The following is a 13065-nucleotide window of genomic DNA, read 5'->3' on the forward strand; positions in this document are numbered from 1 at the left end:
CCTATCCCACTGTCCAACTGGACGTACTCTCGATAAGAGATCGCTAGGTGCTTGGACCCGGCCGGAGCAAACTCGCAGCGCACCTGCCCGGGGCGTAGGCAGGAGGTGCGGAAGATGACCACGCAGTTCGATATCGAACCTGGCTCCGAGGTCGGCGACACCGAGCCGGTCGCCCAGACGACCTGGGGCCGCGTGAGTGGACGCTGGGACGGACCGGTCGCGGTGTGGCGCAGCATTCCGTACGCATCCGCGCCGTCCGGTCCGAACCGGTTCCGGCCGCCACTGCCGCCGCAGCCGTGGGATGGCATCCGCGAGTGCACGACCTTCGGCGAGATCGCCCCGCAGACAATGGGCAATATGGTCCCGGTCGACTCCGACCTGCGGACGGGGGAGGACTGCCTCTGGCTCAATGTGTGGTCGCCGCGCAGTTCCGCTGATACCGGTGCGCCGCGCCCGGTCATGGTGTGGTTGCACGGCGGCGCGTACTGCCTCGGCACCGCGGCCCAGGAGATCTACGACGGTCGCAAGTTGGCCGAAGCCGGTGACGTGGTCGTGGTGACGGTCAATTACCGCCTCGGCGCCCTCGGCTTCCTCGACTTGTCCTCGCTCTCCGACGATTTCACGCCGAACCTCGGTCTGTACGACCAGATCGCCGCACTCGAGTGGGTTCGCGACAATATCGCCGCATTCGGCGGCGACCCGGGCAACGTGACGCTATTCGGCGAATCGTCCGGAGCCGGATGTGTGACCGCACTGCTGACCGCACCGCCCGCGGCCGGTCTGTTCCATCAGGCGATCGCGCAAAGTCCGCCCGCGACAACGGTTTTCGGCCAGGAGCGGGCTGCCGCTGTGGCCCAGCGCTTTCTGGAACTGATCGAATTGCCGTATTCCCGCGCAAGCGAATTGCTGGAGTGCCCGATCGACCGGATCGTCACCGCGGCAGGCGTACTGCTGGACGAGATTCCGTTGAAGGAGCCGGGCCGACTGGCCGCCGCGCCCGTCGTCGACGGTTATCTGGTCCCGACCTATCCCATCGACCGCTTTCAACAGGGCCGTTCGCATCGCGTGCCGCTGATCATCGGCACCAATAAGGACGAGGCCTCGCTGTTTCGCGTCCTCCGCTCGCCGATCATGCCGGTGACTCCGGATGCGGTGAATGCCATGCTGCGCGATGTGGCCGCCAATCATCCGGAGATGTCGCCAGAGCGCATCGCCGAAATCACCTCGGCCTATCCGGATCTCGCGAAAACCCGTGGGGCGCTTGCCATGTCCACCGACGCGGCCTTCCGCATGCCGGCCCACTGGGTCGCCGACGGCCACGCCCAGCACTCACCGACCTGGATGTACCGCTTCGACCACGCCACCCCCATGCTGAAGGCGGCCCGCGTGGGCGCCGGTCACGCCACCGAATTGCCTTATGTCTTCGGCAATTTCGGCACCCTGAACCACGATCCCACCTTCTGGCTCGGCGGCCGCAAGGTAGCCATGGAAGTCTCCGGTCGCATGCAACGCCGCTGGCTCGCCTTCGCCACCCACGGTGTTCCGGCCGCCATCGACGGCTCCAAACACTGGCCGCCCTATCGCCCCAGCACCCGCACGACACTCCTGATCGACAATATCGACCGGGTAATCGACGACCCGGACCGCGACCTGCACACCGTCTGGGGCGAACAGGCCGTCGGCTTCAGCTGAGTGCCTGCGCACCTTCTCCGAGGCCGCCGGGGCAACCGGGTTGGCGGCGCGCGGCGGTCGAGCTCGCACACGGTTCACCGTGCGCCTACCTCGCGCACGCCGAATAGCCTGGTGCGCCTTTCTATTACACGTCTGTGGAGAAGCGGATGCCGCCGTCCGGAATATCGACGCCGGGCCAGATGCGGGCGCCGCGTAGTAGTTCGCAGCGGGCCCCGACGTTGGCGCCGTCGCCGATGACGGCGTCGCGGACGAGGGCGCGGGGGCCGATGCGGGCGCCGAAGCCGATGATGGAGCGTTCCACGGTGGCGCCTGCTTCGATGCGGGCGCCGTCGAAGAGCACCGCGCCGTCCAGGCGCGCACCTGCGCCTACTTCGGCGCCGCGACCGACGACGGTGCCGCCGATGAGCAGTGCGCCCGGGGCGATGCCCGCACCCTCGTGGACGAGAGATTCACCACGCTGACCGGGCAGGGCCGGGGAGGGGGCGATGCCGCGGACCAGGTCGGCCGAGCCGCGGACGAAGTCCTCCGGGGTACCCATATCGCGCCAGTAGGAGGAGTCGACGTGGCCCTGCACGCGGGCACCTTCGGCGAGCAGCGCGGGAAACACCTCGCGCTCCACCGACACCGGCCGCCCCGCCGGGATCTTCTCGATGTATTCGCGCCGGAAGACATAACAACCGGCGTTGATCTGATCGGTCGGCGGATCCTGCGTCTTCTCCAGGAAGGCGGTGACCCGCCCTTCCTCGTCGGTCGGCACGCAGCCGAATGCGCGCGGGTCGCTCACCCGAACCAGATGCAGGGTCACATCCGCATTCGTGGACTCGTGGGTGTCCAGGATCGCACCGAGATCGGTGCCGCCGAGCACGTCGCCGTTGAACACCATGATGTTGTCGGCGCGCAGCTTGGGCAGCACATTGCGGATGCCGCCACCCGTGCCGAGCGGCTCGGTCTCGGTGACGTACTCGAGGTCGAGGCCGAGGTCGGCGCCGTCACCGAAGTGTTCCTCGAAGACCTCCGCCTTGAACGAGGTGCCGAGCACGACGTGGGTGATTCCGGCGTCCGCGATGCGGGCGAGCAGGTGGGTCAGGAACGGCAGTCCGGCCGTCGGCAGCATCGGCTTGGGCGCCGACAGGGTGAGCGGACGTAACCGCGTGCCCTGGCCGCCGACCAGAATCACGGCGTCGGTGCCTGCATTTCCTGCCATCATGCTCCCTGTTCACAGTGGATCGTGTGCTCGGTGGTGCGCGTCACCGGACAGACACCAGTTTCAGTACCCAGCGACACGGGTTCGGCACTGTTGTGTGCCGAACGTGTGACGTTAGCTCTGGGCTTCCCGCGCCTGTTGACGCAGCGCAGATCGAACCGCAATCCGGGAACGGATCGCAAGTCCGGCCCGCAACGCCAACCGCAACGGTGCCTGCCACCAGTGCGGATGCCGGTCAGCCTGGAATCGGTACGCGCTCGCGTGGTGCGCGGGGAGCATCACCTCGGGATGGCGTCCGGCCGCGTGGCCCTTGGCGTGGGTGACCTCGGCGTCGGGCACGAAGACGTTGTGCCAACCCGCCTTGCCCATCCGGTCGCCGAAGTCCACGTCCTCCATGTACATGAAGTAGCGCGAGTCGAAGCCGTCGATCGAATCGAAGGCCGCCCGCCGCACCAGCAGGCACGAACCGGACAGCCAGCCGACGGCCCGCTCGGAGATCTGCTCGTTGTCCTGGCGGTAGCGCAGGGTCCACGGATTCGACGGCCACACCGTGCCGAGAATGGCGTGTCCGGCGCCGTCGAGCAGTCCGGGCACCGAGCGTGCGGACGGGTAGACGCTGCCGTCGGGCTCGCGCACCATCGGTCCGAGCGCCCCCGCCCGCGGCCAGCGCTTGGCGGCGGCGAGTAGTTTGTCGATGGAGTCGCTGTCCCAGCGGATATCCGGATTGGCGATGACGATGAATTCGACGCTCGGATCGATCTCCGCGACCGCCCGGTTGATCGCACCGCCGTAACCGATATTTCCGCCGGTCCGCAGCAGCCGCACGTGTGCGTTGGCCTCCGCCGCCAGCTCCGGCGCACCGTCCACCGAACCGTTGTCGGCGAGGATCACCTGCGGTTTTTCGCTGGTGGCAGCGGCCAGGGTGGTGATGAAGTGCTCGAGGTGCTCGCCGGGTGAATAAGTCACCGTGACGACGACAAGGCCGCCAGGGGCAGCAGATCCGGAATCGCTCACGACTGCGCCTCGCTGGCGCTCGGCTTCGTCGTGCGCGATTGCGCGCTGTATTGATGGTTCACTCGCTGACGCTCGCTCACGACCGCGCCTCGCTGACGCTCGGCTTCGTCGTGCGCGATTGCACGCTGTGTTGTTGGTTCGCTCGCTGTCGCTCCCTCACGGGCATGCAGCCTACTGTGACAACCCCGACAGCGCGTCCCCGAGTGCGACCTCCCACTGCCGCAGTGGAGTCAGTCCGGTATCGGCCCAGGAACGGTTGGACAACACCGAATATGCCGGGCGCCGTGCGGGTCTCGGAAACGCGGTCGAGTCACACGGGCGCACCCGGCTCGGATCCGCGCCGATTCCGGCGAATATCGCCCGCGCGAATTCGAACCAGCTGACCTGGCCGGAGTTGGTGGCGTGCAGCACTCGCGGCGCATCCGGCCGAACCGCCAATTCCAGGAGTCCGGCGGCCAGATCGGCGGCGTAGGTCGGGGAGCCGAGTTGGTCCTCGACCACGTCGAGTGTGTCGCGTTCGCGTTCGAGCCGCAGCATGGTCGCGACGAAATCGCTTCCGCGCCCGGTGTATACCCACGCGGTGCGCACCACATGTGCGTGCGGCGCGGTCGCCAGCACGGCCTGTTCGCCTGCCAATTTGGATCGGCCGTAGACGGTGGCGGGTTCGGTCGGGTCGTCGGTGTCGTACGGCTTGTCGTGGGTTCCCGCGAACACGTAGTCGGTCGAAACATGGATCAATCGGGCATCTGCCTGCGCGCAGGCGGCGGCGAGTACGGCCGGTCCGGTCGCATTGACCGCGAAGGCGGCGTCGGGATCGGATTCGGCCTGGTCGACGGCGGTGTAGGCGGCGCAGTTCAGCACGACATCACCCGGTTCGAGTGCGGCGCGCACGGCGTCCGCGTCCGTGATGTCCAATTCGTCGCGACCGAAGGCGTGGGCGTCGGGCGCGCGGTGCAACAGTTCGCGTCCCAACTGCCCACCCGCTCCGGTCACGACGAGGCGCGCGGCTACGGTCGACGAGGGCGAAATCGCGGTCACGGGCACAGTCTGGCACGCCGTGGCACCTGCGGTTGTGGGCCGCCGCGGTAGCCGTCGGTTAGCCTCGGGGCAAGCAAGACGGGGGCTACCGGAGGCGGGGCGGTCGAGTCAGCGACGCGTCGGCTTCGACGAACCGGCGCTGGGCAGTCGGTACATCAGCTGGGAGCGCGCGGGCAAGCGCAGCAGAATGCTCGGTTTTTGGCGAGAGGATGCAGTGGTGCCGCAGAAGATGAGGGCGACAGCGTCGTCGCGAATACCCGCGGCCAGGAGCGGCCTGGGGCCGCTGCGCGCGTTCGTCGCGGCCGGGGCGGTGCTGGTCCTGCTCATCACCGGATTCGCCTGGCACAGCGTCGACTCGCTGATTTCGAATATCGAACGCATCGGCGGCCTCGGCCTCGGCGGCGGCAGCGACGGCGCCGTCGACATCCTGCTGGTCGGCGTGGACAGCCGCACCGACGCGCACGGCAATCCGCTCAGCGGCAATGAGCGCGCCATATTGCACGCGGGCGATGAGGTCGGCACCAATACCGACACCATCGTGCTGGTTCGCGTCCCGAACGACGGGCGCTCCGCCACCGCCATCTCCATTCCGCGCGACTCCTATGTCGACATTCCTGGCATCGGCACGAGCAAGATCAACTCGGCCTACGGCGCGACCAAAGAGGCTCAGCGCCGCAAGCTGATCAGCCAGGGCGTCTCGGAGGCCGACGCGGACAAGCAGTCCACGCAGGCCGGGCGCCAGGCGCTGATCAAGACGGTGGCCAATCTCACCGGCATCACGGTCGACCACTACGCCGAGGTCAGTTTGCTCGGGTTCGTGCTGCTGACCGATGCGGTCGGCGGGGTCGACGTCTGCCTGAACAATCCCGTGGACGAATGGATGTCCGGCGCCGACTTCCGGGCTGGTCGCCAGAAGCTCGACGGCCCACAGGCTTTGAGCTTCGTGCGCCAGCGCCATGATCTGCCGCGCGGCGATCTGGACCGGATCGTGCGCCAGCAGGTCTTCATGGCGCGGTTGGTCGGCCAGGTGCTCAGCGCCAAGACGCTGAGTAATCCGGGCAAGTTGCGGAATCTCAGTGATGCGGTCGGTCGCACCGTCGTACTGGACGACGATTGGGACGTGCTGGCGTTCCTGCAGCAGCTGAAGGATCTTTCCGGCGGTCAGGTCAGTTTCGAGACGATTCCGGTCGCCGATCTCAACGACACGACCAGCGATGGTGAATCGGTCGTGCGGGTGGATCCGAAAGCGGTGAAGTCGTATGTGGCGTCGCTGGTCGACGGCAAGTCGGAGGATCATGCCGAGCCGACGATGGATCCGGCATCGGTGAGCGTCAGTGTGTTCAATGCGAGTGGGATCGGCGGGCTCGCGGGACAGGTGGCACAGGCGTTGACGGCCAAGGGATTCCAAGAGGGATTGGTCGGCAACTACACCGGGACCACCGTCACCAGCAGTCGAGTGCTCGCGATGGATACCTCGAATCCGAAGGCCAAGGCGGTCGCGAAGGCGCTCGGCGGGCTGACAGTCGTCGCGGACAGCACGTTGTCCCCGGATTCGGTCAGCGTCGTGCTGGCAAGCGACTATTCTGGTCCGGGCTCGACCGCGGGCAGCATGTTCGACTTCTCCGGAACGTCGAGCACCGCAACGCCCGTACCACCGGCTCCACCGATCGACGCAGGCCAGAACGGACCGAAATGCGTGAATTGACCATGCGTGATTTGACCGATGCGTGACCACGACCACGTGCTGACACTCACCGAGGCGGTACTCGATCCGATCCTCGAGCGCGACCCGGCCGGTCCGCGCGTCACCTACTACGACGACGCCACCGGCGCCCGGATCGAACTATCCGGGCTGACCCTGGCGAACTGGGCGGCCAAGACCGCCAATCTGATCCGCGACGAATTCGGGCTGAGCCCGGGTGCGCGGGTCGCGGTGCTGCTGCCCGCGCACTGGCAGACCGCCGCAGTGCTGCTCGGCTGCTGGTGGGCCGGGACCGAGGTAGTGCTCGGGCCCGATCCGGATGCCGATCTGGCGCTGGCGACCGCCGAGCGATTGGACGAGACCGACGGTATTCCAGAGGTCGCCGCGCTCTCGTTGGATGCCTTCGGCATGCCGGTGCGGGATCTGCCGATCGGCATCACCGATTTCGCCACCTCCGTGCGGGTGCACGGCGACCAGTTCATGCCGCGCGGCGCCGGGGTGGCGCTGGGCGGCATGCCGGTCTCCGCGGTGCTCGCCGAGGCCAGAAAATCCGCTGTGCTGCAAGGGTTTTCCGAGGGCGACCGGGTGCTGTCGAGCACTTCCTGGGATACCCCGGCCGAACTGATCGACGGGTTCGTCTCGGTGCTGGTGGCGGGGGCTTCGCTGGTGCAGGTGGTCAATCCGGATCCGGCGCTGCGCGAGCGGCGCATCGAATCCGAGCGGGTGACCGCGCAGCGCGGCTGAGCTCCTACCCTGGTATACGTCGGTGTCCGACCATGGGACGTTCCGCCCTGGCCGGGGAGTCCGTACGGTGGAATTGTCGCGCAACGATGGGGTTGGTGAAGTGATGAAGCCGCAGTATTGGTTCCGGTGGTTATCGGTGCAGGGTGCGCCGCGGTTGGCCCTGCGCACCCAGGCGCGGCGCGGCGATCCGTTCGCCCAACTGATGGGCGGACCGGATGGTCTCGCCGATCCCTATCCACTGATCGAGCGGCTGCGCGGACAGGGGCGGCTGCAGCGCACCGCGATCGCGTGGGCGAGCTTCGACCACGAGCTGTGCCGAGCCGTGCTGCGGGACAACCGATTCGGTGTGCGCACTACCGACAGCTTCAATATTCCGAAGCCGCTGCAATTGCTCGCCGAGCGACTTCCCTTGCCGCCCAATCCGGTTGAGCCGCCGTCCATGCTGGTCATCGACCCGCCGGAGCATACGCGGATGCGCAAGCCGGTCGCGTCGGCCTTCACCCCGCGTGCGATCCGCCGATTGCGGGAACGGGTCGAGACCGTCACCGAGGAACTGCTCGGTGCGCTGCCCTCGGACGGTTCGGCCGATCTGATCGCGTCGTATGCCGCGCAGGTGCCGATCGCCATCATCTCGGAAATGCTCGGCTTCCCGGAAAAGGACCGAACGCTATTCCTGGACTGGGGCGATCGGATGACGCCGCTGCTCGATATCGGGATTTCCTGGCGGGCATTCCGGCGTGCGCTCGGTTCGATGGAGGTGATGAACGATTACCTCGACGGCCATATCGCGCGACTGCGCCGCGAACCGGGCGACGATATCCTCAGCAGTCTGGTCACCTCGGGTGAGCTCGATGATTTCGCCTTGAAGGCGACCGCGAGCCTGTTGATGGGCGCGGGCTTCGAGACCACGGTCAACCTGATCGGCAACGGCGTCGCCCAATTGGTCACGCATCCCGAACAGTTGGATCGATTGCGCGCCGAACCGGATCTCTGGCCGAATGCGGTCGAAGAGGTGCTGCGCATCGATGCGCCGGTGCAGACGACGGCGCGAATCGCATCGACCGACTTGGAACTCGAGGGTGTGCAGCTGCACAAGGGCAATACCGTGGTGCTGTCGCTGGCGGGCGCGAACCGCGATCCCGCCGTCTTCGCCGATCCGGATGTCTTCGATGTCGGCCGCTCGAATGCCAAGGAGCACTTGACATTCAGCAGCGGCATCCACGCCTGCCTCGGTGCGAGCCTGGCCCGAATGGAAGCCACCTACGCGCTGCAATCCTTGTTCGAGCGCTTCCCTGACCTGCAACTCGATGGGGTGCCGCAGCGTCGAGAGTTGTTCACGCTGCACGGATATGAGCGGATGCCGGTTCGGCTCGGTCGCCGGGCCGGCACCCCGGCTCCCGAGCCGACGACGGTCTGAGGGCTATATGCCGTGCCGATGATCGCCCGTAACGGCCTCGCACAGTTGCGCTTCGGTTTCGGCGGAGAACGGTTCGCGGTAGGCGGCAACGGCTCGACGGGTTTCCTCGGCGACCAGATCGGCGTTGATCTGAGCTCCGGCGGCCGCGCCTGCTGCTGCGGCCGCGCCGACCTGGGCCGTCAGGTCGGTGACATTGCCCGCGGCCCAGACGCCGGGCACATCGGTTCGGCCGGTGGCGTCGGTGGTGATGTATTCGCCGACGCCTGCCGGGTGTTCGGCCGGTTGCAGTCCGAGTGTTTCGAGGAAGCTCGCTCGGGCGACCATCCGCGAGCCGACCACCACGACCTCGCGAGCGATTACGGTGCCGTCGCCCAACCGCACTCCCGCGAGGCGGTCGTCGACGATCTCCAGCGCCGTCACTTCGCCGTGCACCACGCGGATGCCGCGGGCGTTCAACTCCTCCGACTGTTCGGCGGTTAATGGCATGGTGTGCGAGAAGTACGTGACATCCGTGGTGAGCTGACGGAACAGCAGTGCCTGGTGCACCCCCATCGGGCCGGTGCCGAGCACACCGATGGCCTGGTCGCGGACCTCCCAGCCGTGGCAGTACGGGCAGTGGATCACGTCGCGGCCCCAACGCTCCCGCAGTCCCGCGATCTCGGGTAGCTCATCGACGAGCCCGGTGGTCACCAAGAGCCGTCGCGCCCGCACTGACCGGTCACCCAGGCACACCGCGAATCCGTCGCCATCCCGCGCGACCGTGATCACCTCGCCGTTCACCACATGTCCGCCATAGCCGCGGACCTCGGCCCGACCGCGTTCGAGCAATTCGCCCGGCGGCGTTCCGTCCCTGGCGAGCAGTCCGTGCACGCCCTCGGCCGGGGCATTTCGGGGCTGCCCCGCATCGATGACTACCACCGAGCGTCGCATCCTGGCCAGCATCAGCGCGCCGCTCAATCCGGCCGCGCCACCGCCGATCACCACCACGTCATAGTCGCTTTTCAGCTGATCGGTCACAGCTCCGCTGCAACTGTTGGTGCTGTGCTGATTGGTTCCCTCGCTTCGCTCGGTCACATGACCACCTCCTCGGACAACCATGCGGGCCGGTCGCAGATATTGGCAAACAAACTTGCCGATATGGCAATCTGGTCGGCATGGACAACGACCTCGGCCAAGCCCTCGACGCGGTCGGACCTCGGTTACGCGCGCTGCGCCGCCAGCGCGAAACCACACTGGCCGACCTCTCCGCGGAAACCGGCATCTCGGTGAGCACCTTGTCGCGCCTGGAATCCGGTGCCCGTCGCCCAACCCTCGAATTACTGTTGCCGCTGGCCAAGGCGCACGGCGTCACCCTCGACGAACTCGTCGACGCCCCACCCACCGGCGACCCGCGCATCCACCTGCGCCCGACCACCCGCCACGGCATGACCTACTTGCCCCTGACCCGCCGAGCGGGCGGCATCCAGGCCTACAAACTGGTGATCCCGCCGAATATTCGCCGCGAGCCCGACCCGCGAACCCATGAGGGCTACGAATGGCTCTACGTGCTCAACGGCCGCCTCCGCCTGATCCTCGGCGAACACGATGTAGTCCTCACCCCCGGCGAGGCCGCCGAATTCGACACCCGCGTCCCGCACTGGTTCGGCACCGCAGGCCCCGACCCCGTCGAATTCCTGAGCCTTTTCGGCAAACAAGGCGAACGCGCCCACCTCCGCACCACCCCCAAACCCCGCCCGAACTGACAAACCGCACTGCCCATCCGGAATAGCGATTTATTCCGGGCGGATTTTCCAGATGTAGCGGGTTTTGGGGCGGCCGGCTCGGCCGTAGTCGGATTTGCGGTCGACGAGGCCGTCGTCGGCCAGCTTTTCCAAGTAACGCCAGGCTGTGATGCGTGAAACGCCGACGGTGCTTGCGGTGTCGGCGGCGGTGAGGCCGCCGGGGGCATCGCGGACGGTACGGGAGATTTCGTCCAGGGTTTGGGGGGCAACGCCTTTGGGGGCGGTGGCGCGTTGGTCGGAGGTGCGCAGGGCACTGAGGGCGCGGTCGATGTCGTGTTGGGAGATGGCGGTTTCGCCCGCGGGCAGGGCGGTGCGGAATTCGCGGTAGCGTTCGAGTTTGTCGCGGAAGGCGGCGAAGGTGAACGGTTTCAGCAGGTAGAGGACCACGCCGTAGGAGACTGCGGTGCGCACCATGGCCAAGTCGCGGGCCGAGGTGATGGCAATGACGTCGGGTCGGGGCGCGAGGCCGGTCAGGGCGGCGGCCACATCGAGGCCGCTGGCATCGGGAAGTCCGATATCCATCAGCACCAAGTCGATCGGCGCGTTCTCGGCGGCGGCATCGGCGGCGGCGCGCATGGCCTCGCGACCGGTGTGCGCGACCGCGACCGCGCTGAAGCCCGGAATCCGTTCGACGTAGGCGCGGTGCGCCTCGGCGATCAATGGCTCGTCCTCGACGATCAACACTCGGATCATCGCGCATCCTTTCGTGGGATCGTCACGGTCACGGCACTTTCCGGATTGCGTTCGGTGCCGATCACACCGCCGTGCCGATCGACGAGGCGATGGACCAGTGCCAGCCCGAGGCCGTGATGGTCGGCCTTGGTGGAGTAGCCGCGTTCGGCGGCGCGGGCGAAGGTTTCCGCTGACATTCCGGGCCCGCTGTCCGCGACGCGCACATACAGTGCCGAATCGTTCGCCGATCGCATCGAATCCAACGCCGTCGCCGACTCGATGGCAAGCGCCGGATCCGGTGCCGGCGCGGGATCGACCACGACCGACGAATCCTGTTGACGCACAGTCACTTCTACCCAGCCAGCCGAATCGTCGGCGGCCGCGTCGATGGCATTGTCGATCAGATTACCCACCAGCGTCACCGTCTCCTGCGCGGACAGCGGCGCGGTCGAGTCGAGCGCGGTATCCTCGGTGATGGTCAGCTCGATGCCGCGCTCGGCGGCCTGGTTCACCTTGCCGAGCAGTAGTGCTGCGAGCGCGGGATCGCCGACCGAGGTGAGCAGTCGATCGATAAGGGCTTGGGACAGTTGAAGTTCCGCGGTCGCGAACTCCACGGCTTCCCGATAGCGCCCCAACTCGACCATGGTGATCACGGTGTGCAGCCGATTGGCCGATTCGTGCGCCTGCGCGCGCAGCGATTCCGCGAAACCGCGCACCGAATCGAGTTCACCCATCACCGTGCGTAATTCGGTGTGGTCGCGAATGGTGATCACGGTGCCGATCGGCCGCCGCTCCCAGGTGACGACATCCTGATTGACCAGCAGAATCCGATCCGTGGTCACATGCATCTCGTCGCGGACCACCCCCCAGCTCATCCGCTGCATCGAGATCGGCAGATCCGCGCGGGCGACGGGTCCATCGGGCAGATCGAGCAGCCTGCGCGCCTCATCGTTGACGACTTCGGCACCGTCACCGTTCGGACCGAACACCACCAGGCCCTCGTGGATCGAATGCAGCACCGCATCGTGCTGTTCGTACATCGTGCGCAGCTCATCCGGCGCGAGACCGTGCGTCTGGCGGCGAATCCGGCGACTCAGCAGGAACGAACCCGCCGCCGCGACCATCAGACCCGCCGCGGCCACGCCGAGAATCAACGGCAATTGCGTTCCGACCTGAGCGCCGATCCGCGCCCGCGTCACGCCCGCCGACACCAACGCGACGATGCGACCGTCGTCGTAGACCGGTGTGACCGCTCGAATCGACGGCCCGAGCGTTCCGGAAAACGTCTCGGTGAACGTCTCACCGGCCAGTGCCCGATCGATATTGCCGCTGAACGGCTGCCCGATGCGCTCGGGTGTGGTGTGGGTGTACCGGGTCCGATCCGGCGCCATCACCACGATGAAGTCCATCCCGGTCGCCATGCGGGTCCGTTCGGTCACCGGTTGCAGCAGAGCGGTGGGATTGGCGGTGCGTAGCGCTTCGAGGGTGGAGGGCGCCTGTGCGACGGTCACCGCGACATCGGTGACCTCGCGCGAGGTGGTGACGTCGCTGTGGTGCCTGGTGTCCAGAACGGCTAGCACCGCCCCGATTCCGATGACCAACCCGAGCACCACGAGCTGGAGTACGAAGGCCTGTCCGGCCAGCGATAGCCGACCGCGTCCCCCGTGTTTCCCAACGCGCAACACTTTCTTTCCCTCGTGCCATTTTGAACGTAATGCACCAAAGCGTGACCGCTATCACCTCTAGCAGCCAACATTGTGCACGTGAGGGCGTGAGCCACCTCACGCCGGTACCACTTGAA

The 13065-nt window shown here is 67.0% G+C and carries 11 protein-coding genes; 5 read left to right on the top strand and 6 right to left on the bottom strand.

The genetic code is table 11. The features are described from left to right. Positions 1-114: 114 nt before the first annotated feature. Positions 115-1692: a carboxylesterase/lipase family protein gene (locus ACQPZ2_RS09225; protein WP_433525166.1), complete on the top strand. Its 1578-nt coding sequence runs from the start codon at positions 115-117 to the stop codon at positions 1690-1692. A gap of 124 nt (positions 1693-1816) precedes the next feature. Here the strand turns inward: ACQPZ2_RS09225 and ACQPZ2_RS09230 are convergent, their stop codons facing one another. From ACQPZ2_RS09230 to rfbD, 3 genes are all read right to left on the bottom strand, one after another. Continuing rightward, positions 1817-2896, bottom strand: a complete 1080-nt coding sequence (locus tag ACQPZ2_RS09230; RefSeq protein ID WP_433525167.1) for a sugar phosphate nucleotidyltransferase — start codon at positions 2894-2896, stop codon at positions 1817-1819. Between the two features lie 114 nt (positions 2897-3010). Next, positions 3011-3910: a glycosyltransferase family 2 protein gene (locus ACQPZ2_RS09235; protein ID WP_327093450.1), complete on the bottom strand. Its 900-nt coding sequence runs from the start codon at positions 3908-3910 to the stop codon at positions 3011-3013. 171 nt (positions 3911-4081) lie between these two features. Further along, on the bottom strand, positions 4082-4948 hold the full coding sequence (gene rfbD, locus ACQPZ2_RS09240; RefSeq protein ID WP_433525168.1) for a dTDP-4-dehydrorhamnose reductase: 867 nt from the start codon (positions 4946-4948) through the stop codon (positions 4082-4084). A 229-nt stretch (positions 4949-5177) separates the two neighbouring features. On the opposite strand from rfbD, the gene ACQPZ2_RS09245 reads away from it, so the two are divergent. From ACQPZ2_RS09245 to ACQPZ2_RS09255, 3 genes are all read left to right on the top strand, one after another. After that, on the top strand, positions 5178-6653 hold the full coding sequence (locus ACQPZ2_RS09245) for an LCP family protein (protein ID WP_433527370.1): 1476 nt from the start codon (positions 5178-5180) through the stop codon (positions 6651-6653). An 18-nt stretch (positions 6654-6671) separates the two neighbouring features. Beyond that, positions 6672-7394, top strand: a complete 723-nt coding sequence (locus tag ACQPZ2_RS09250; protein WP_433525169.1) for a TIGR03089 family protein — start codon at positions 6672-6674, stop codon at positions 7392-7394. Between the two features lie 103 nt (positions 7395-7497). Next, on the top strand, positions 7498-8811 hold the full coding sequence (locus ACQPZ2_RS09255; protein WP_433525170.1) for a cytochrome P450: 1314 nt from the start codon (positions 7498-7500) through the stop codon (positions 8809-8811). Positions 8812-8814: 3 nt separating this feature from the next. On the opposite strand, the gene ACQPZ2_RS09260 is transcribed toward ACQPZ2_RS09255, so the two are convergent. Then, on the bottom strand, positions 8815-9828 hold the full coding sequence (locus ACQPZ2_RS09260; protein ID WP_433527371.1) for an NAD(P)/FAD-dependent oxidoreductase: 1014 nt from the start codon (positions 9826-9828) through the stop codon (positions 8815-8817). 137 nt (positions 9829-9965) lie between these two features. On the opposite strand from ACQPZ2_RS09260, the gene ACQPZ2_RS09265 reads away from it, so the two are divergent. Continuing rightward, entirely contained in the window at positions 9966-10553 is a 588-nt protein-coding gene (locus tag ACQPZ2_RS09265; RefSeq protein WP_433525171.1) for a helix-turn-helix domain-containing protein, read from the top strand. 30 nt (positions 10554-10583) lie between these two features. Here ACQPZ2_RS09265 and ACQPZ2_RS09270 read toward each other — a convergent pair whose 3' ends face one another. Further along, entirely contained in the window at positions 10584-11285 is a 702-nt protein-coding gene (locus tag ACQPZ2_RS09270; RefSeq protein ID WP_433525172.1) for a response regulator, read from the bottom strand. After that, complete coding sequence (locus ACQPZ2_RS09275; protein ID WP_433525173.1) at positions 11282-12949, bottom strand: ATP-binding protein; 1668 nt, start codon at positions 12947-12949, stop codon at positions 11282-11284. The genes ACQPZ2_RS09270 and ACQPZ2_RS09275 overlap by 4 nt, the downstream gene beginning before the upstream one ends. Positions 12950-13065 lie beyond the last annotated feature (116 nt).

Source organism: Nocardia pseudovaccinii, assembly GCF_050942345.1.
GTDB classification, from domain to species: domain Bacteria; phylum Actinomycetota; class Actinomycetes; order Mycobacteriales; family Mycobacteriaceae; genus Nocardia; species Nocardia pseudovaccinii.

Excerpts from the sequence above, each read along its gene's own strand:
- ACQPZ2_RS09245 (WP_433527370.1), top strand. The coding sequence starts at position 5,178 with ATGAGGGCGACAGCGTCGTCGCGAATACCCGCGGCCAGGAGCGGCCTG.
- ACQPZ2_RS09250 (WP_433525169.1), top strand. The coding sequence starts at position 6,672 with ATGCGTGACCACGACCACGTGCTGACACTCACCGAGGCGGTACTCGAT.
- ACQPZ2_RS09270 (WP_433525172.1), bottom strand. The coding sequence starts at position 11,285 with ATGATCCGAGTGTTGATCGTCGAGGACGAGCCATTGATCGCCGAGGCG.
- ACQPZ2_RS09225 (WP_433525166.1), top strand. The coding sequence starts at position 115 with ATGACCACGCAGTTCGATATCGAACCTGGCTCCGAGGTCGGCGACACC.
- ACQPZ2_RS09230 (WP_433525167.1), bottom strand. The coding sequence starts at position 2,896 with ATGGCAGGAAATGCAGGCACCGACGCCGTGATTCTGGTCGGCGGCCAG.
- ACQPZ2_RS09255 (WP_433525170.1), top strand. The coding sequence starts at position 7,498 with ATGAAGCCGCAGTATTGGTTCCGGTGGTTATCGGTGCAGGGTGCGCCG.
- ACQPZ2_RS09265 (WP_433525171.1), top strand. The coding sequence starts at position 9,966 with ATGGACAACGACCTCGGCCAAGCCCTCGACGCGGTCGGACCTCGGTTA.